We start from the raw sequence: 17,715 nt of genomic DNA, 5'->3' as shown, positions 1-17,715 counted from the left end.
CGGCAAGACCTTCAAGAGGACTGAAACATGACGTGCAAACTATCGCTGGCAACGCTTTCGGATGTGGCGCGCACTGCTGCCATCCCTGGATATGACAGGGCGTCGCTGAAAGCCGGCATCGTGCACTTCGGCGTCGGCAATTTCCACCGTGCCCATCAGGCGATCTATCTCGACGAACTCTTCAACGCCGGCACGGATCACGACTGGGCGATCGTCGGCGCCGGCGTGCTGCCGTCGGATGCCGCGATGCGCGAAAAGCTTGCGGCGCAGGATTTCCTGACGACGGTGGTCGAGCAGGACAACAACAAGACGGCGGCGCGGGTCACCGCACCGATGATCGACATCCTGCCGGTCGGCGATGCCGCTGCGATCATCGCCAGGCTTGCCGATCCCGAAATCCGCATCGTTTCGATGACGATCACCGAGGGCGGCTATTTCATCGATGCATCAGGCACGTTCAATCCGGCCCATCCGGCGATCGCCGCAGACGGAGAGAACCCCAACGCGCCGAAGACGGTGTTCGGCCTGATCGTCGCCGGCCTGAAGGCGCGCAAGGACAAGGGCATCGGACCCTTCACCGTCATGTCCTGCGACAACATTCCCCATAATGGCATCGTCACCGCCAATGCCGTCGTCGGCACGGCGGCACTTTCGGACCCTGCCTTTGCCGACTGGATCCGAGCGAATGTCGCCTTCCCGAACGCCATGGTCGACCGAATCACGCCGGCGACCAGCCAGCGCGAGATCGATTTCCTCAGGGACAATTTCCAAATCGAAGACAGTTGGCCGGTCTATTGCGAGGAATTCAAGCAATGGGTGCTTGAGGATAAGTTCACCGCCGGCCGGCCGGCGCTGGAAAAGGTCGGCGTCACTTTCGTTGCCGATGTCACGCCTTACGAGCATATGAAGATCCGCATCCTCAACGGCGGACATGCAGCGATCGCCTATCCGGCGGCGCTGATGGACATTCATTTCGTTCATGATTCCATGGAAGACCCGCTGATCCGCGCCTTCCTCGCCAAGCTCGAGAAAGACGAGATCATTCCGATCGTGCCGCCGGTGCCGAACACGTCGCTGACGGATTATTTCGCGCTGATCGAACATCGCCTGCTCAACCCGAAAATAGCCGACACCATTCCGCGTCTGGCGCAGGACGGCTCGAACCGCCAACCGAAATTCATCCTGCCGTCGACGCTCGACAATCTGCGTCAGGGCAGAGACGTCGTCGGTCTGGCGCTGGTTTCAGCACTCTGGTGCCGTTATTTCGCCGGCAAGACCGACAGCGGCAAGGATATCGTCTTTAACGACGCGAGCGCAGAGCGCCTGCATGCGGCAGCGCTGAAAGCCAAGGACGATCCGTCGGCCTTCCTCGTCTTCGACGATATTTTCGGCGAAGTGGCGAAGTCCGAACTTTTCCGCAAGCGTTTCGCCCATGCTCTCAAAACCCTGTGGGAAAAAGGCACGCGGGAGACGCTACAGCTCTATCTCGACGGCAAGCTCGCAGTGTAAGGAATTCGGTGGCGGTCTCTACTGCCGCCATTCATCCGGCCTAGCGAGTGAAGCGGGACGGTAACGCGTCCGAATTGAACTCAGGTTGGGTCTTGCATGGCTGATGCTGAAACACGGCTGGTGATCTTCGATTGCGACGGCGTACTCGTCGACAGCGAGCCGATCTCGATCAGCGTGCTCGTCGGGGCGATGAACGATCTCGGCGTCTCGATCACCGAGGACCAGGCCTATGAGCGTTTTCTCGGCCGCAGCCTGTCGACTCTCATCGATACGCTGGAAACCGAATTCAACGTCCATGCCGACGAGGAATTCCTCGAGCGTATCCGCATCGAACTCTATGCCCGTTTTCGCACGGAACTGAAGCCGATCGACGGTATCGCCGCGGCGATCGACGGGCTTGGCGTTCGCTGTTGCGTTGCCTCCTCCAGCCAGATGGAACGAATCCGGTTGTCGCTGTCGGTGACCGGGCTTCTCGACAGGCTGCCCGACATCTTCAGCGCAACGATGGTCAAGCGCGGCAAGCCGGCGCCCGATCTCTTCCTGCATGCGGCGCGTGAAATGCAGGTCGAGCCGGCTCATTGCCTTGTCGTCGAAGACAGCCCGGCCGGCATTGCCGCCGCCAAGGCGGCGGGCATGACGGTCTTTGCCTTCACCGGCGGATCACATGCCAATTTCACCGGATATCGTGCCGAACTCGACCGCCTTTCGCCTGATGTGGTGTTTGACGCCATGCCGGATTTGATACACCTTGTCCGCAACCATAAGCTGGACGGGACCAAGACTTGATGCGGGATCATGTGGTTGCGGTGGATATCGGCACGGGCAGCGCGCGCGCCGGCGTCTTCGATGCACGTGGCCGTCTGCTTGCCAAGGCCGAGCATCCGATCGTGATGAACCGGCCGCGCGAAAACCATGCCGAGCATGATTCCGAAGATATCTGGTCGGCCGCCTGTACGGCAGTGCGCAGGGCGATGGAGCAATCCGGCATCGCCGCCGCCGCGGTCGGAGCGATCGGCTTCGACGCCACCTGTTCGCTCGTCGTCCGTGACCTCGAGGGCCGGCAGCTCAGCGTTTCCACAGGCGGCGACCGGCGTTTCGACACGATCGTCTGGCTCGATCACCGGGCGCTGAAGGAAGCCGATTTCTGCACGGCGACGGAGCACAGGGTGCTCGAACATTCCGGCCACGTGATGTCGCCGGAGATGGAAATGCCGAAGCTGATGTGGCTGAAGAAAAAGCTGCCCGCCACATGGGAAAAGGCCGGCTTCTTCTTCGATCTCGCCGATTTCATGACGTGGAAATCGACCGGATCGCCCGCCCGTTCGCGCTGCACGCTGACGGCGAAATGGAACTATCTCGCCCATCTCGAAAAGGGCTGGCAGCAGGATTTCCTGGAGCGGATCGGCCTCGAGGACCTTCAGGCGCGCGGCCACTTGCCGGATGAGACCACGGCTGTCGGAGACAGCGTCGGCCGGCTGACTGAGGAAGCGGCGGAAGCGCTGGGGCTGACTGTGGACTGCAGTGTCGCTGCCGGGATGATCGACGCCTATGCCGGCGCACTCGGCGCGCTCGGCGGTTATGCCGCCGATCCTGTCAAACGCGAGCACCAGCTGGCGCTGATTGCCGGCACATCGAGCTGCCTCGTTACCTTCTCGCGGGAGCGCAAGCCGAGCCATGGCATGTGGGGTCCCTATTACGAGGCTGTCTTCCCGCAATCCTGGCTGGTGGAGGCCGGGCAATCGGCGACCGGCGCGCTACTCGACCACATCGTGCGCATGCATGCGGCAGGCGGTGAGCCGACGGCGCCGCTGCATCAGAGGATCGTCGCGCGGATCGCCGAATTGCGGGCCGAGGAGGGCGATGCCTTCGGTGCGCGGATCTTCGTGCTGCCGGATTTCCATGGCAACCGCTCGCCGCTCGCCGATCCGCATGCGGTCGGCGTCGTCAGCGGACTGACGCTCGATACGTCCTTCGACGGGCTCTGCGCGCTTTATTGGCGCTCTGCGGTGGGGATTGCGCTCGGCATCCGCCATATCCTGGAAATGATGAAGGAATACGGCTACATGACCGATACGCTGCATATCGCCGGCGGGCACGTGAAAAACCCGGTACTGATGGAGCTTTATAGCGATGCGACCGGCTGCAAGGTCGTGGTGCCGAAGATGAACGAGGCGGTGCTGCTCGGCACGGCGATCGCAGCATCCGTCGCCTGCGGCTTGTACAAGGATCTGGCGGCCGCCGGCGAGGCGATGTATCCGGGCGCCGACGAACGGCTTCCCGACAAGGCGAAGCAGGCGCTCTACGACCGCGACTACCGCCGTCTTCTCGCCATGCACCGGCACCGCGTCGAATTGGAATCGATGCAATAGATTTTGGTTTTACGCATGTCGTTGTCGCAAAACCGCCGGCCGTTTTGGGCGACATGCTTTAGTGACTGGCGGTCTCGCCGAGGACGGTCGCGAATTCCATCATGCGGCGGCGGCGAAGTGCCGCCTCCTCTCCGACTTGGAGGATGACGGATTCCGACAGGCAATCGAGCAGCGCGATCAGCGGTGGAAGATTGTCGAGATCGGGGGCGCGCGCGGGCGGCAAGGACAGCATGACGTTCGACTGGTCCGCCATCCAGTCCGCCTGCTGCGGCGAAATGAGTACCACCTTATAGCCGTAGCGCCGCGCCGTTCTGGCAAGCAGCCGTGCCTTGGCGAAGCGGCGACAATCGATGATGACGAGCAGTGCGTCGTCGACCGCCAGCCGGGCGAAGAGTTCCGCAAAACGGTTGTCGGCGGCGTCGAGCGTGCGCACGCCGTCGCGGGCTTGCGTCAGCCGCTGGCAGAAATGATTGGCCAGGCTTGCGAGCCGCGCATGCGTGGCGATCGACACTTCGCGGGCAGTGCTGATCAAGCCGACGGCTTCCGACCAGTGCGGCTGCGCCGTCAGATGATAGATATGATGGAGGGCCTGGATCTGTTCGGCAACCAGCACGGCCAGCGGTTTGCCCTCCGCGGCGTCGGCATGCAGCTCGCTCATGGCGCTCTGTAATTGCGCCGGCGATGTCGTCACGGTCTCGCGAATCTCCACCTTGACGCTGTCCAATCCCTGATAACCGAGCGAGCGCAGGAAGCGCCCGACGGTCATCGGCGAGAGATCCAGCCTGTCGGCAACGGACGCAGCCGTCTCGAACGGCAGGTCGTTCAGATGCTCGGTAAAATATTTCGCGATACGGCGCTCGGCCGGTGTGCCGGTTTTTGCGTATTGCCTGAGTTTTTGCACAAAGTCTTCCACGGCAGCCTCCCCATCTTCCTCAGAGGCGTTCCGTGGATGCGCTGTTGCGACCCCTTGTCTTTGCAACTATTTCGGAAGCTGCTTCTCAGGCCCGTGCGTATTTCATGTATGTCACAATATTATATTAGTATTTGGTTTTCGACAAGTTTTCTATTACTGAATGCAATTTTATTCTCTCTTGTCGGTGGCCCGCATCTTCCCTACATCTTCGGCGCAACCGGAGACGCCTGAGACATGATTCTTGACGCCGCTCGACTTTCGCTCGCCAATCTGTTCGCAACGGAAACACGTTCTGTCTTCTGGAAGGTGCTCGGCCTGACGGTTCTCGTGCTTGTCGGCCTCTGGTTCGCGTTGCGCGGGGCCTTCATGGCCTTTCTCTTTCCCTGGCTCACGAGCTTCTTTCCCGATATGCCGGATTGGGCGGGGTGGTTCGCTCTCATCTTCGCAATTTTTGCCGGAATCGGCCTTGCTCTCATGCTGGCGCTGCTGCTGTCGCCGGTCACGGCGCTGATTGCCGGCCTGTTTCTCGACGACGTCGCCGAGGTCATCGAAAAGCGCGACTATCCCAAGGACACGCCGGGCACCGCCATGCCGCTCGGTCCGGCGATGGTAAGCTCGATCAAGTTCCTCGGCGTGGTGATTCTCGGCAATATCGTGGCATTGCTGCTGCTGTTCATACCCGGCGTCAATCTGGTCGCATTCTTTCTGGTGAACGGCTATCTGCTCGGACGCGAGTTCTTCGAATTCGCCGCCATGCGCTTCCGCTCGCCGGATGAGGCGCGGCTCTTCCGCGCCAAGCATGCCTCCACCGTTTTTCTCGGCGGGCTGATGATCGCCCTTTTCCTGGCGATCCCGATCGTCAATCTTCTGACGCCGCTTTTTGCCGCCGGCATGATGGTTCATCTGCACAAGCTGGTTTCCGCTAAGGATCTCGGCTTGCGAGCCTGAGGCTCAAGCGGGCAGGGCGGACGCGTCGTACATCGCCGCGAATTCGGCGCTCGGCGGGATCGGCTTGATGATGTCGATCAGCACGCCGTTCGGATCGGCGGTGATGAAATGCCGCTGGCCGAAATCCTCGTCGCGGATTTCTCTCAGAATTGGCAGGCCGGCGCTCCGGCAGGCTGCATAGATCGCATCGACATCGGCGACCTCGAAATTGAGGAGCAGGCCGGACACCCTGCCGCGGGCTGTGGCCGGGATGGTCTCGTGGCTGCCGTCAAGGATGGCAAGCGCGATATACTCCTCCTCTGCCGATTGCAGGTGAACATACCAGTCGCTTTCGAACAGAGCTTTGAAGCCGAAATGCGTGCAATAAAAGCTGGCGGTGCCGGCAACGTCGTCTGTCATGATGACAGGATAATAGCTTGTCGATTTCATCTCGTTCCTCTTTTTTTACATACAGGCTGTATGTTTTTCACTATTAACATACATTCAGTTTGTATGTAAAGAGGGTGCATGAGCCGCAGCAATCGCGAGAGAACGGAGCAGACGAGACAGGCACTGATCGATGCCGGTCGACGTCTCTTCGTCGAGAAAGGTTATGCCGAAACCGCGACGCCGGAGATCGTCACGGCGGCGGGAGTGACGCGTGGCGCGCTCTACCATCATTTTGAAGACAAGAAGGCGCTTTTTCGGGCGGTTATCGAATGCGAGGCGCGCGCGGTGGCCGCTGCGATCGAGGCGCGCTCGGCGTCCTACGGCGCGCCGCGTGCCATGCTGATCGCCGGTGCCTCGGCCTATTTCGATGCGATGATGGCGCAAGGGCGCACGCGGCTTCTGCTGATCGAGGCACCTGCCGTTCTCGGTCCACTGGCGAGTGCGGCGATCGATGCCGAGAATGCGGAAGCATCGCTGCGGGCAGGGCTCGCAGCGATGCTTCCAGAGGCCGGCGCTATGCTCGAACCGCTGACGTCGCTGCTATCGGCAGCCTTCGATCGCGCGGTGATCGCGATCGAGGCGGGCGCCGAAAGGCGGCATTACGAGCAGGCGATCGCTGTTCTACTCGACGGCCTCGCCGATCATCTGCGGCGGTAGCTCGACCAGCGGCGCCGGCACATCCCAACTCTTCTCCGGCGATTTGCAGAGATCGGCGATGATACAGCGCTCGCATTCGGGCCGGCGCGCCTTGCAGGTGTAGCGCCCGTGCAGGATCAGCCAGTGATGGGCGTGATAGAGGTAATGGCTCGGGATCACCTTCATCAGCCGCGCCTCGACCTCGTCGGGCGTCTTGCCGGGGGCAAGCCTGATGCGATTGGCGATGCGGAAGATGTGCGTGTCGACGGCCATCGTCGCTTGGCCGAAGGCCATGGAAAGCACGACATTGGCGGTCTTGCGACCGACGCCCGGCAACCTCACCAGTTGCTCGCGGGTCTCCGGCACCTTGCCGCCGAACTGGTCGACCAGCATCTGCGAGAGCGCGATGACGTTTTTCGCCTTGTTGCGATAGAGGCCGATCGTCCTGATGTAATCGCGCAGCCGCTCTTCGCCGAGAGCGAGCATCTTTTCCGGCGTATCGGCGACCTTGAAGAGCGCGCGCGTCGCCTTGTTGACGCCAACATCGGTCGCTTGCGCCGAAAGTGCCACGGCGACGACGAGCGTGAAGGGGTTGGTGTGCTCGAGCTCGCCTCTCGGTTCCGGCCGCTGCACCGAGAAGCGGCGGAAGATCTCCTCGCGCTCGGCCAGCGAATAGGCCGTGCGCACCGCGGCCGCCGGCTTGCGGCGGGCGATCACATTCGCGCCCTGCGGCGTCTTGGTAACGGATTTGAGTTTCGGATTCGCCATGGAAACTCTATAATCAGCAGCCATGACGGAAAGCAACGCCGACAGCTTCAATGAGCAGCCTGTTTTCGCTGCCGAGCTCTTTCCCCACCGGTCGCTCGGCCGCCGGGGCTTCAAGGTGCTGCTTGCCCTATCCGGTGCCGTCTGCTTGCTTTACGGCACGTTCTTCATCGCGACGGGGGCCTGGCCGATCGGCTTGTTCTTCGGAGTGGATTTTCTGCTTCTCTACGGCGCCTTCTGGCTGAATTACCGCTCCGGGAAAGCGCGCGAACAGGTGACAGTATCGCGCACGGATGTGTCGGTGCGCAAGTTTGCGCCCTCGGGACGGATGGTGGAGCATCATTTCAATCCGTTCTGGACGCGCTTCCTCGTTCGCCGGCACCAGGAGATCGGCATCCTTTCCATGCATATCTTCGGCGAAGGCCGGCGCACGGATATCGGCTCCTTCCTCAATCCCGATGATCGCGAAAGCTTCGCCAAGGCCTTCAAAGGAGCGCTGGCGACGGTCAAGCAGCGGATCTGAGCTAGAGCGGTTCAGCTTTTCACGGAAGCGCAGAACCGCTCTAGCTTTTGTTTTTACGCAATTCCGGACGGAAAACCGCTTCGCACTTTTCCTGGCATTGCTCTATCCAGCGGATGCGCAAGAATCGGGTGGTTTGCTTATCCCCTATTGACTATCTCCTTGTTACAAGGAGAAAGACGATGAACATGATTGCCAACCTGCAGACAGACATCACGCCTGACGGCCCTGATTATGACATTGTCCGTCGGGTGATCGAGCTCATCACCGAGGATTACCGCGACCAGCCTTCGCTGGAGGCGATCGCGGCGCGGCTCAACCAGTCGCCGACCCAGCTGCAGAAGACCTTCACCCGCTGGGCCGGGCTGTCGCCCAAGGGCTTTCTGCAAGCGGTGACGCTGGATCACGCCAAGCGGCTGCTGCGCAAGGAGGACATGCCGCTGCTCGAGACCTCGATCGAGGTCGGCCTTTCCGGGCCGAGCCGCCTGCACGACCTTTTCGTCACCCATGAGGCGATGTCGCCCGGCGAATGGAAGGCGAAGGGCGGCGGCCTCACCATCCGCTACGGCTTCCACATCTGCCCCTTCGGCGTGGCGCTGATCATGGTGACCGACCGCGGCCTTGCCGGCCTTGCCTTCAGTGATTCTGGCGACGAGAGGGCCTGCCTCGAGGATATGACCTGCCGCTGGCCGAACGCCTGTTATGTCGAAGACCTGCAGGCGACGGTTCCCTATGCCGCCCGCATCTTCGAGCCCGGCAAGTGGTCCTCGGACCAGCCGCTGCGCGTCGTGTTGATCGGCACGGACTTCCAGGTGCGTGTTTGGGAGAGCCTGCTGAAGATCCCGTTCGGCAAGGCCGTCACCTATTCCGATATCGCCAACGATATCGGCCGGCCGACGGCGCAGCGCGCCGTAGGTGCGGCGGTCGGGGCAAACCCGATCTCCTTCGTGGTGCCTTGCCATCGGGCGCTCGGCAAGAACGGGGCACTGACGGGCTACCATTGGGGCCTCACCCGCAAACGGGCGATGCTCGGCTGGGAATCGGCGCACGCCTGAGGGGGTTCCCAGGCGGAGCGGCGTGTCGCCGCTCATCGCTCCGGCACTTCTCCTCGCTGGGGAGAAGAAGCTGGCAGTGATGTCTCGGCCAGTCCCAGCAACGCCCGTGCAGCACTTTCATCGGTGATCAGCGTGTTACAGCCGATGCGCTTGATCGTCGCACGGATCGCCACGGCCCGATGGGCGCCGCCGGAGGAGAGCACGATGTGCTTTGCCTCTTTCAGCGTGTCGAGATCGACGGACATGACGCGCCGATTGATCGAGTGGTCGACCGAATTGCCGTCCTTGTCGAGGAAGTTGAACATCGTGTCGCAGACGCAGCCGGCATCGATCAGTTCCTGCAGCTCGGCCTTCGAGATCCAGCCCTCCGACAGCGAGGTCGAATGCGGGCCGATATCGCCGCAGCTGACGATCGCCAGATCAAGGTTCTCGGCGAGGCGGTAGATCGTATCCAGCCCGCATTTCTCGATCAGATTGCGCTTGGTCTCGATGGAATCGACGAGAAGCGGCGCCAGGAACATGTAGCATTCGGCGCCGAGCTGATTTGCCAGCCGCCATGTGTAATCGATCGGGTTCGTCTGATGGACGGCGACGATGCCGCCGAGCAGCGAGACGACCTTGCAATTGGCGCGGCGCGGCGGCCGGAAGCTCGACAGCGAGGCGGTCATGGTGCGGCCCCAGCCGACGCCGATGGTATAGTCGTCGGGGATGGCTTCGGAGAGGAACTGGCCAAGCGCCAGGCCGACATTTTTAGCCAGCGAATTGACGTCGCCATTGACCGGCGCAGGGACGACGATCGCCTCGTCGAGGCCGTAGGCGCGCTCCAGCTTCACCGAAAGTTCAACGCAGTCGCCGATGGAATCGTTGATCCAGATCTGGACTTCGCTGCGCTTCATCGCCTCGTCGAGCACGCGGATCACCGTCGTGCGGCTGATGCCGAGCTGTTCGGCGACGTCCTTCTGGGTCAGGCCCTCGTTGTAATAGAGCCACGCCGCCCTGAGCCGCAGCGAGGATGCCTCCGAATAGGCCGTGTGCGTGCCGCGTTTGAGCTTGACCACATCTCCTCCGCACGATTTCCTGCCCTAGATCCCTGATGGGATGAAGGCCTTAGCGACGCTTTTGTTGCCGGGGATAATGACGGGTGTGACACTTATGTCAATTGAAATGCACAAATGTCCTTGACTTTTCGCAAGGCGAATGGCGATAGTCCGGGTGACACACGTCGTTCTTGTCCGTCCGAGGAGGACATAGTGCGGGCATGCCGAAAGTCACGACCGGCCTTCCAGCTGCAAGCGGTACCGCTTGCGTTTGAGCAGCCGTTCGTTCGCGGCCGGAACACGGCCACTGTCCTTCACGTTTATGAATCATCCGTGACGGATGCGCGCATTTTCGCCTGCAGCATGCAAACAACCTCTCGGTAGATCACCTTTGCCCGGCGGAACTCGCGCCGGTCGCAGCCCAAGTTCAACAAGGATTATGGACCATGACATCCAAGCTTGACCAACTCCGCGAGATTACCACCGTGGTCGCTGATACCGGCGACATCGAAGCCGTCGCCCGCCTGAAGCCTGTGGATTGCACGACGAACCCGAGCATCGTGCTCAAGGCTCTCGGCACGCCGATGTTTGCCGACGCCATCAAAGAAGCCGTCGCCTGGGGCAAGAAGCAGGGCGGCAATCCCGAAGCCGTTTCATCAGCCGTCGCCGATCGCCTGGCCATCTCCGTCGGAGCAGCCCTGGTGAAGCTCGTCCCGGGCCGCGTCTCGACCGAAGTCGACGCCGATCTTTCCTTCGATACCGAGGCTTCGCTTGCCAAGGCGCGCGCAATCATCGCCGCCTACAAGGATCGCGGCATCGGCCAGGACCGCATCCTCATCAAGCTCGCTTCCACGTGGGAAGGCATCCGCGCCGCGGAAGTGCTGCAGAAGGAAGGCATCGACTGCAACCTGACGCTTCTCTTCAGCAAGGCCCAGGCGATCGCTTGCGCCGACGCCAAAGTGTTCCTGATCTCGCCCTTCGTCGGCCGAATCCTCGACTGGTACAAGAAGTCGACCGGCAAGGACTATACGGCCGAGGAAGATCCGGGCGTCATCTCCGTCCGTGAAATCTACAACTACTACAAGGCGAACGACATCAAGACGATCGTCATGGGCGCCTCCTTCCGCAGCGCCGGCGAAATCGAAGCCCTTGCCGGCTGCGACCGCCTGACCATCAGCCCGAACCTGCTCGACGAGCTCGCCAAGGATGAAGGCAAGCTGGAGCGCAAGCTCTCGCCGGAGAGCCGCAAGCCGGATCCGAAGGTCTCCGTCGACGAGAAGACCTTCCGCTGGATGATGAACGAAGACGCGATGGCGACGGAAAAACTCGCTGAAGGCATCCGCGCCTTCGCCAAGGATCTTGGAACGTTGCGCACCATGGTGCAGAAGGAACTGCAGCTCGCCGCCGCCTGATAAGGCGCGGCATACAATCTGAGGCGCGGCTGCCGGTTGGCAGGCGCGCCTTTTTCATGCTGTTATCAAGGGCATATGTTGCCGGGGACCGATATGGCCGATGAGGAACGGGCAAATTCGCTTGCGGCATTTGCCTACAAGCATGCGAGCTTCATCATCGCCGTTGTTGCCGGACTGGTGGTCTTCCTGGCGCTCACCTCTCGCGAAGTCAGCGCCGGCAATATCCTGTTCGGCTGGAATGTCAGCGCCGGCGTTTTTGTTACGCTCAGTTGGCGCAAGATGCTGCGGGCGACGGTTGAAAGCATCCGGAAACGCTCGGCGGATCTCGATTTCTCCGACACCGTGCTGCTGGCTCTTTCGATCGGTGCCGCACTTGCCAGCATTGCCGGGATCGGCCTCGAGCTTCATTCGATCAAGGAGGCGGCACCAGACGTCGCGCTGGCGCGGGCGGGTGTTGCGGTTCTGACGATCCTGATCTCCTGGATCTTCCTGCATACGCTCTTCACGATCCACTATGCCCATTATTTCTACGGCGGGGCGGACGAGGAGGGCGGTCTCAAGTTTCCCGACGGGATCGAAGAGCCCGGCTACTGGGATTTCCTCTATTTCTCCTTCACCATCGGCGTTGCTGCCCAGACGGCGGATGTCGCGGTCAGTTCGACCAGCATGCGCAAGCTGACGCTGCTGCACGCCGTGCTGTCGTTCCTGTTCAACACGACAATCCTGGCGCTTGCGATCAATGTCGGGGCGAGCCTGTTATAATGCGCCTTGCCATGAGCGGGCTAACCACCTGCTCTTCAAACCGGAGGATATGATGGAAAGCGCCTCAAGCCGGCCCCGACTGGCCGATCTCATTCTTCTCCTCGGCAGGCTTCTGCTGTCGCTGATCTTCCTGCACGAAGGTTGGTCGCTCGCGGCAGATATCACGGCGACCATCGACATTTTCGCAAAACTGGGGTTATCGGCGCCGGTCGCGCTTGCCACCATTGCCCTTCAGATCGGCGCCGGCCTTTCTATCGCGACAGGCTTCTTCTGCCGACTTGGCGCACTGGCACTGGCACTCTTCTGCCTGGCGACCGCCTTGCTCTTCCACACGAATTTTGCGAGCCAGAACGAGTTGCTGCATTTCGAGAAGGACCTGGCGATTGCCGGCGGCATGTTCGTGCTCTCGGCTTCGGGTGCGGGATCGATATCGATCGACAAGCTGCTGAGAACGCGGGCCGGGATGCATCCCTGGCTCAGGGCGGTGTTGTCTTGAAGATGCACCGAGGTCAGGTTTAACTTGGCAAGAGAACGAATGACGATGGCATAGGGAATATGCGGCGGGATCCAAGGGATCGCCGCCCGTTACCGGAACGCCGAGCAGAGGGGCGAGAGGCCGCGCCGCCCCTCCATGTCAACCTCTCTTCCGAATCGTGTGTCGGAAAGAATGTAAAACGCGTCGCGATCATTCAGATCGCTTGCGACGTTCAGGTCTTCACTTTCCACATGTCGTGTTCGCAAAACCGCTCCACAGTTTTGCGCGACACGCTTCAGGCTGCGCGCCGCGGTTCGCGACGGCTCACAAAATCGCTTGGCCGGCCATCAGCGCAAGCACAAGGAAGATCAGGAAGATTACCAGCGCGATGCCGAAGAGAACGCGTGCGATCGTCGCAGTCGCTGCGGAGACGCCTGAGAAACCGAAGAACCCGGCGATGATTGAAATCACGAAAAATATCAGAGCCCATTTCAGCATGACATCATCCTTTGCGTTTGCTTGGGAAAGACGCGGCAACCGGGAAAATGTTCCAGATCGCTTGAATGGAATGGCGATCTCTAGGGAGCACCCTCCCGGTGCTACCGATGGGCATTGCGTCGAAGTTCGTACCCTTGCCTTTCCCGCCGGTCAGCCGTGATTGATCATCACGTGGCGGACGGCGGTATAATCCTCCAGCGCGTAGACAGACATGTCCTTGCCGTAGCCCGACTGTTTGAGGCCGCCATGCGGCATCTCGTTGGTGAGCATGAAATGCGTGTTGATCCAGGTGCAGCCATATTGCAGGCGGGCGGCGGTCTTCATGCCGCGGCCGATATCCTTGGTCCAGACGGAGGAGGCCAGGCCGTAATCGCTGTCGTTTGCCCAGGCGACGGCATCGTCGGCATCGGAAAATCGAGTGACTGATACAACCGGGCCGAAAACCTCGCGGCGGACGATCTCGTCGTCCTGGAGGGCGCCCGCAATGACAGTTGGCGTGAAGAAGAAGCCCTTGTCGCCGGAAACCTTGCCGCCGGCGGTGATCTCCATGTGTTTGTGTTCGGAAGCGCGGGTGACGAAGCTTTCGACGCGGTCGCGCTGGCGCTTGGAGATCAGCGGGCCGATCTCGTTTTCGGTGTCGTCGGCCTGGTTGAAGCGAATGCTCGAGACGGCCGAGGAGAGATCGGCGACGAAATTGTCGTAGACCCTGGCATCGGCATAGATGCGGCAGGCAGCGGTGCAGTCCTGGCCGGCATTGTAATAGCCGAAGGTGCGGATGCCTGCGACGACCGCATCAATATCGGCATCATCGAAGACAATGACCGGCGCCTTGCCGCCGAGTTCCAGGTGGGTGCGCTTGACCGTCTTGGCCGCGGCCTGCAGCACCTTCTTACCGGTCGCAACATCGCCGGTGATCGAGACCATACCGATCTTGGCGTGATTGATCAGGGCGTTACCGACACTTTCACCGCGGCCGAGGATGACGTTGACGACGCCTTCGGGAAGAAGTTCAGAGAGCAGCTTCGCCATCTTCAACGCGGTCAGCGGCGTCTGCTCCGAAGGCTTGAAGACGACGGTATTGCCGCCGGCAATGGCCGGCGCCAGCTTCCAGGCCATCATCATCAGCGGATAGTTCCACGGCGCGATCGAGCCGACGATGCCGATCGGATCGCGGCGGATCATCGAGGTGTGGCCGGGCAGATATTCGCCGGCCGCCGGTGCGTGCAGGTTGCGCACGGCGCCGGCAAAGAAGCGGTAACAATCGACGATCGCCGGGATTTCGTCGTTCAGCACCGCATTGATCGGCTTGCCGCAGTTCAGCGCCTCCAGTGTGGCGAAGCCGACGGCATCCTTCTCGATCGCGTCGGCGATCTTCAATAGGTAGCCGGAGCGCTCGCCCGGCGTCGTCTGCGACCAGCTTGTGAAGGCTTTTTCGGCGGCATCGACGGCGGCGTCGATCTGGGAGAGCGAGGCTTCCGCAAGGTCGATCACCGTCTCGCCCGTCTTCGGGTTCAGAATGTGCTCTTCCGTCTCGGTGCCTTTTTCGAAGCGGGAACCGATCAGCATTTGGATGTCCATGATGTTCTCCCTTTATTTGCCGGCGCCGGCGATCTGGTCGCCATCGCGGGTGAGGTAATAGGCTGCCAGGATCGGCAGGAACGTAACGAGCACCACGACCATGGCGACCACATTGGTGATAGGGCGCTGGCGCGGGCGGATGAGTTCTTCGAGCATCCAGATCGGCAAGGTCGATTGCTGGCCGCCGGTGAAGGTGGTGACGATGACCTCGTCGAAGGACAGGGCGAAGGCAAGCATGCCGCCGGCCAGAAGGGCGGTGCCGATATTCGGCAGGATGACATGACGGAAGGTCTGGAAGCCGTCAGCGCCGAGATCCATCGAGGCCTCGATCAGCGAGCCGGAGGTGCGGCGGAAGCGGGCAACCGCATTGTTGTAGACGACGACCACGCAGAAAGTGGCGTGGCCGAGCACGATGGTCCAGACCGAAAACGGGATGTCGAACAGGCTGAAGGCGGAGCGCAGCGCAATGCCGGTGATGATGCCGGGAAGGGCGATCGGCAGGATGACCAGCAGCGAGATCGCCTCGCGGCCGAAGAATTTCGTCTGGCTGACGGCCGCCGCACAGAGCGTGCCGAGGACCAGCGCGATCGCCGTGGCGATGACGGCGACCTGCACGGAAAGGCTGAGCGCCGACCAGACGTCCGGCCGGTTCCAGGCAACAGTGAACCACTGCAGGGTCAGCCCGGGCGGCGGCCATTGATAGCTCTTTTCCTCCGTCGTAAAGGCGTAGACGAAGATCAGCAGGATCGGCAGGTGCAGGAAGAGCAGCCCGGCGGCAGCGGCGATCTTCAGGGGCAGTGGCGATCTCTTGAGGTCAGAGCGCATCGAAAGCCCCCAATTTTCTGGCGAGCGACAGATAAAGCGCCATGATGACGATCGGCACGACGGAGAAGGCGGCGGCGAGCGGCACATTGCCGGCCGTTCCCTGCTGGGCATAGACGGCCTGGCCGATGAAGAGCCTGGACGAGCCGATGATCTGCGGGATGATGTAATCACCCAATGTCAGCGAGAAGGTGAAGATCGAACCAGCGACGATGCCGGGGAGCGCTAAGGGCAGGAGCACGGTGCGGAAGGTCTGGCGCGGCGTGGCACCGAGGTCCGCCGAGGCCTCGATCAGGTTGCCGGGCACACGCTCGAGGGCCGCCTGCGTCGGCAGGATCATGTAGGGAAGCCAGATATAGACGAAGACGATGAAGGTGCCGAGGTAGCTCACCGAAAGCGAATTGCCGCCGATGACGGGCAGGTTCAGGGTCGCGTCAAGCAGCCAGGAGAGATGGAGCTTCTCGAAGATCCAGGTGAGGATACCTTCCTTGGCGAGGATCAGCTTCCAGGCGTAGATCTTGACGAGATAGCTCGACCAGAGCGGCAGCATGACGCCGAGATAGAAGAGCGCCTTCCATTTGCCTTGCGCATAGCGCGCCGCATAGTAGGCGATCGGGAAGCCGATCAGGGCGGCAGCGAGGGTGACCAGCGCCGACATCACCAGGGTACGGATGATGATATCGAAATTCGCAGGATTCAGCAGCTGGGCATAGGTCGAGAGGGTGAATTCGGTATTCACCAGCCCGGAGAAATCGTCGATCGAGAAGAAGCTCTGCAGAAGCAGGGCGATCAATGAGCCGATATAGATGATGCCGAGCCAGAGCAGCGGCGGCGTCAGCATCAGGAAGAGCAGCAGCTTCGGGTGCCGCCAGAAGGCATCCGACAGCTGGCCGAAGAACCCGCCTCGGCCGGCAAGGATCGACGTCTTGTCGCTTGTGATGGTGAGCGCCGTCATGCCGCATCATCCATGTAGTGGATATCGGCCGGCTGCCAGGCGAGGCGGATACCGGCGCCGAGATCCGGCACCGGCGCGCCGGCCGGCAGCATGACATGCAGCCGGCTGCCCTTGAGATCGACGCTGAGGCGGGTGGCCGCGCCGAGGAAACTTGCATTTTCGACTTTCGCCTCGACGCCGTCGCTTGCCAGTCGGATCGCCTCGGGGCGGAGGCTCGCCCAGCGTTTCTCGCCGCCGAGCAAGGCCATCAGCTCTGGCGCGATGACGTTCGACGAGCCGACGAAATCGGCGACGAAGCGGGTCTTCGGGCAGCGGTAGATGTCCTGCGGCGTGCCTTGCTGGACGATATTGCCATCGTTGAAGACGGCGACGCGGTCGGCCATGGACAGCGCCTCGCCCTGATCGTGGGTAACGAAGACGAAGGTGATGCCGAGCGCGCGCTGCAGGCTCTTCAATTCTTCCTGCATCTGCTCGCGCAGCTTCAGGTCGAGCGCGCCGAGCGGCTCGTCGAGCAGCAGCACCTTCGGCTTGTTGACCAGTGCGCGGGCGAGCGCCACACGCTGGCGCTGGCCACCGGACAGCTGGCCGGGGCGGCGGGCGCCGTAGCCCGGCAGCTTGACGAGCTCGAGGGCATCGCCTGCCGCTTTCATCCGCTCCGCCTTGCCGACGCCCTTGACCATCAGCCCATAGGCAACATTGTCGAGGATATTGAGATGCGGAAAGAGCGCGTAGTCCTGGAACACGGTGTTGACGTTGCGGCGATAGGGCGGAACGCCGTCAGCCGTCTCGCCGAAGATCTGGATATGGCCCGCGGTCGGCTGTTCGAAGCCGGCGATCAATCGCAGGCACGTCGTCTTGCCGGAGCCGGATGGCCCGAGCATGGCAAAGAATTCGCCGGGCGCGATCTCGAGATCGACGCCGTCGACGGCGCGAACCTGGCCGAAATGGCGCGATACCTGCTGGAAACGGACGGCTGACGTCATTGGGGGCTCCGGGTCGTGTGTGTTCAGAGAGGCTCGGTCTTGGCCAACA

19 protein-coding genes are annotated in these 17,715 nt (G+C 61.6%); 10 read left to right on the top strand and 9 right to left on the bottom strand.

Annotated features, from left to right (window positions below; all coding sequences use genetic code 11):
- Positions 1-27 precede the first annotated feature (27 nt).
- The 3 genes from RlegSU303_RS20140 (at position 28) to RlegSU303_RS20130 (ending at position 3,878) form a co-directional block, all read left to right on the top strand.
- Entirely contained in the window at positions 28-1,509 is a 1,482-nt protein-coding gene (locus tag RlegSU303_RS20140) for a mannitol dehydrogenase family protein (protein WP_131718795.1), read from the top strand.
- Positions 1,510-1,605: 96 nt separating this feature from the next.
- Positions 1,606-2,295: an HAD family hydrolase gene (locus RlegSU303_RS20135; protein ID WP_017995242.1), complete on the top strand. Its 690-nt coding sequence runs from the start codon at positions 1,606-1,608 to the stop codon at positions 2,293-2,295.
- Positions 2,295-3,878 carry an FGGY-family carbohydrate kinase gene (locus RlegSU303_RS20130; RefSeq protein WP_131718796.1) on the top strand — a complete coding sequence of 528 codons (1,584 nt, stop codon included), beginning with the start codon at positions 2,295-2,297 and terminating at the stop codon, positions 3,876-3,878. Before RlegSU303_RS20135 ends, RlegSU303_RS20130 begins: the two co-directional genes overlap by 1 nt.
- A 58-nt stretch (positions 3,879-3,936) precedes the next feature.
- Here RlegSU303_RS20130 and RlegSU303_RS20125 read toward each other — a convergent pair whose 3' ends face one another.
- Positions 3,937-4,791 (bottom strand): MurR/RpiR family transcriptional regulator, encoded by an 855-nt coding sequence (locus tag RlegSU303_RS20125; RefSeq protein ID WP_025396105.1) that lies wholly within the window; start codon positions 4,789-4,791, stop codon positions 3,937-3,939.
- 234 nt (positions 4,792-5,025) lie between these two features.
- On the opposite strand from RlegSU303_RS20125, the gene RlegSU303_RS20120 reads away from it, so the two are divergent.
- Complete coding sequence (locus RlegSU303_RS20120) at positions 5,026-5,739, top strand: sulfate transporter family protein (protein WP_094087374.1); 714 nt, start codon at positions 5,026-5,028, stop codon at positions 5,737-5,739.
- 3 nt (positions 5,740-5,742) lie between these two features.
- On the opposite strand, the gene RlegSU303_RS20115 is transcribed toward RlegSU303_RS20120, so the two are convergent.
- Positions 5,743-6,168: a VOC family protein gene (locus RlegSU303_RS20115; RefSeq protein ID WP_094087375.1), complete on the bottom strand. Its 426-nt coding sequence runs from the start codon at positions 6,166-6,168 to the stop codon at positions 5,743-5,745.
- A gap of 78 nt (positions 6,169-6,246) precedes the next feature.
- On the opposite strand from RlegSU303_RS20115, the gene RlegSU303_RS20110 reads away from it, so the two are divergent.
- A complete protein-coding gene (locus RlegSU303_RS20110; protein WP_131718797.1) occupies positions 6,247-6,825 on the top strand; it encodes a TetR family transcriptional regulator in 579 nt (192 codons plus the stop codon).
- Here RlegSU303_RS20110 and nth read toward each other — a convergent pair.
- On the bottom strand, positions 6,790-7,596 hold the full coding sequence (gene nth, locus RlegSU303_RS20105; RefSeq protein WP_181018239.1) for an endonuclease III: 807 nt from the start codon (positions 7,594-7,596) through the stop codon (positions 6,790-6,792). The two genes, RlegSU303_RS20110 and nth, sit on opposite strands and share 36 nt — an antisense overlap.
- On the opposite strand from nth, the gene RlegSU303_RS20100 reads away from it, so the two are divergent.
- Together RlegSU303_RS20100 and RlegSU303_RS20095 are read left to right on the top strand one after the other, a co-directional pair.
- Positions 7,595-8,092 carry a DUF2244 domain-containing protein gene (locus RlegSU303_RS20100; protein WP_017962185.1) on the top strand — a complete coding sequence of 166 codons (498 nt, stop codon included), beginning with the start codon at positions 7,595-7,597 and terminating at the stop codon, positions 8,090-8,092. The genes nth and RlegSU303_RS20100 overlap by 2 nt on opposite strands.
- A 179-nt stretch (positions 8,093-8,271) precedes the next feature.
- Complete coding sequence (locus RlegSU303_RS20095; RefSeq protein ID WP_026158894.1) at positions 8,272-9,144, top strand: methylated-DNA--[protein]-cysteine S-methyltransferase; 873 nt, start codon at positions 8,272-8,274, stop codon at positions 9,142-9,144.
- Positions 9,145-9,176: 32 nt separating this feature from the next.
- On the opposite strand, the gene RlegSU303_RS20090 is transcribed toward RlegSU303_RS20095, so the two are convergent.
- A complete protein-coding gene (locus RlegSU303_RS20090; RefSeq protein WP_131718799.1) occupies positions 9,177-10,202 on the bottom strand; it encodes a sugar-binding transcriptional regulator in 1,026 nt (341 codons plus the stop codon).
- A gap of 425 nt (positions 10,203-10,627) precedes the next feature.
- On the opposite strand from RlegSU303_RS20090, the gene tal reads away from it, so the two are divergent.
- The 3 genes from tal to RlegSU303_RS20075 all read left to right on the top strand — a co-directional run bounded on the left by tal (position 10,628) and on the right by RlegSU303_RS20075 (position 12,851).
- Entirely contained in the window at positions 10,628-11,593 is a 966-nt protein-coding gene (tal, locus tag RlegSU303_RS20085; RefSeq protein WP_003543075.1) for a transaldolase, read from the top strand.
- A gap of 93 nt (positions 11,594-11,686) precedes the next feature.
- Complete coding sequence (locus RlegSU303_RS20080; protein ID WP_026158893.1) at positions 11,687-12,355, top strand: DUF1345 domain-containing protein; 669 nt, start codon at positions 11,687-11,689, stop codon at positions 12,353-12,355.
- Between the two features lie 49 nt (positions 12,356-12,404).
- Positions 12,405-12,851, top strand: coding sequence for a DoxX family protein (locus RlegSU303_RS20075; RefSeq protein ID WP_017962181.1), 447 nt, complete (start codon positions 12,405-12,407; stop codon positions 12,849-12,851).
- A gap of 303 nt (positions 12,852-13,154) precedes the next feature.
- Here the strand turns inward: RlegSU303_RS20075 and RlegSU303_RS20070 are convergent, their stop codons facing one another.
- The 5 genes from RlegSU303_RS20070 to RlegSU303_RS20050 form a co-directional block, all read right to left on the bottom strand.
- On the bottom strand, positions 13,155-13,328 hold the full coding sequence (locus RlegSU303_RS20070) for a DUF1328 domain-containing protein (protein ID WP_003552965.1): 174 nt from the start codon (positions 13,326-13,328) through the stop codon (positions 13,155-13,157).
- 150 nt (positions 13,329-13,478) lie between these two features.
- Entirely contained in the window at positions 13,479-14,906 is a 1,428-nt protein-coding gene (locus tag RlegSU303_RS20065; RefSeq protein ID WP_131718800.1) for a gamma-aminobutyraldehyde dehydrogenase, read from the bottom strand.
- Positions 14,907-14,918: 12 nt separating this feature from the next.
- Positions 14,919-15,731 (bottom strand): ABC transporter permease, encoded by an 813-nt coding sequence (locus RlegSU303_RS20060; protein WP_131710254.1) that lies wholly within the window; start codon positions 15,729-15,731, stop codon positions 14,919-14,921.
- Positions 15,721-16,683, bottom strand: coding sequence for an ABC transporter permease (locus RlegSU303_RS20055; protein ID WP_131629338.1), 963 nt, complete (start codon positions 16,681-16,683; stop codon positions 15,721-15,723). Before RlegSU303_RS20055 ends, RlegSU303_RS20060 begins: the two co-directional genes overlap by 11 nt.
- A complete protein-coding gene (locus RlegSU303_RS20050) occupies positions 16,680-17,666 on the bottom strand; it encodes an ABC transporter ATP-binding protein (RefSeq protein ID WP_017962177.1) in 987 nt (328 codons plus the stop codon). The genes RlegSU303_RS20055 and RlegSU303_RS20050 overlap by 4 nt, the downstream gene beginning before the upstream one ends.
- Between the last annotated feature and the right edge of the window lie 49 nt (positions 17,667-17,715).

The organism is Rhizobium sp. SU303 (genome assembly GCF_021052345.1).
Taxonomy (GTDB): Bacteria; Pseudomonadota; Alphaproteobacteria; order Rhizobiales; family Rhizobiaceae; genus Rhizobium; species Rhizobium laguerreae.
This window is presented reverse-complemented; position numbering and strand designations above follow the sequence as displayed.

Coding starts and splice junctions, on each gene's coding strand:
- RlegSU303_RS20095 (WP_026158894.1), top strand. CDS start 8,272: ATGAACATGATTGCCAACCTGCAGACAGACATCACGCCTGACGGCCCT.
- nth (WP_181018239.1), bottom strand. CDS start 7,596: ATGGCTGCTGATTATAGAGTTTCCATGGCGAATCCGAAACTCAAATCC.
- RlegSU303_RS20070 (WP_003552965.1), bottom strand. CDS start 13,328: ATGCTGAAATGGGCTCTGATATTTTTCGTGATTTCAATCATCGCCGGG.
- tal (WP_003543075.1), top strand. CDS start 10,628: ATGACATCCAAGCTTGACCAACTCCGCGAGATTACCACCGTGGTCGCT.
- RlegSU303_RS20120 (WP_094087374.1), top strand. CDS start 5,026: ATGATTCTTGACGCCGCTCGACTTTCGCTCGCCAATCTGTTCGCAACG.
- RlegSU303_RS20110 (WP_131718797.1), top strand. CDS start 6,247: ATGAGCCGCAGCAATCGCGAGAGAACGGAGCAGACGAGACAGGCACTG.
- RlegSU303_RS20080 (WP_026158893.1), top strand. CDS start 11,687: ATGGCCGATGAGGAACGGGCAAATTCGCTTGCGGCATTTGCCTACAAG.
- RlegSU303_RS20115 (WP_094087375.1), bottom strand. CDS start 6,168: ATGAAATCGACAAGCTATTATCCTGTCATCATGACAGACGACGTTGCC.
- RlegSU303_RS20100 (WP_017962185.1), top strand. CDS start 7,595: ATGACGGAAAGCAACGCCGACAGCTTCAATGAGCAGCCTGTTTTCGCT.
- RlegSU303_RS20060 (WP_131710254.1), bottom strand. CDS start 15,731: ATGCGCTCTGACCTCAAGAGATCGCCACTGCCCCTGAAGATCGCCGCT.
- RlegSU303_RS20065 (WP_131718800.1), bottom strand. CDS start 14,906: ATGGACATCCAAATGCTGATCGGTTCCCGCTTCGAAAAAGGCACCGAG.
- RlegSU303_RS20075 (WP_017962181.1), top strand. CDS start 12,405: ATGATGGAAAGCGCCTCAAGCCGGCCCCGACTGGCCGATCTCATTCTT.
- RlegSU303_RS20140 (WP_131718795.1), top strand. CDS start 28: ATGACGTGCAAACTATCGCTGGCAACGCTTTCGGATGTGGCGCGCACT.
- RlegSU303_RS20135 (WP_017995242.1), top strand. CDS start 1,606: ATGGCTGATGCTGAAACACGGCTGGTGATCTTCGATTGCGACGGCGTA.
- RlegSU303_RS20050 (WP_017962177.1), bottom strand. CDS start 17,666: ATGACGTCAGCCGTCCGTTTCCAGCAGGTATCGCGCCATTTCGGCCAG.
- RlegSU303_RS20055 (WP_131629338.1), bottom strand. CDS start 16,683: ATGACGGCGCTCACCATCACAAGCGACAAGACGTCGATCCTTGCCGGC.
- RlegSU303_RS20130 (WP_131718796.1), top strand. CDS start 2,295: ATGCGGGATCATGTGGTTGCGGTGGATATCGGCACGGGCAGCGCGCGC.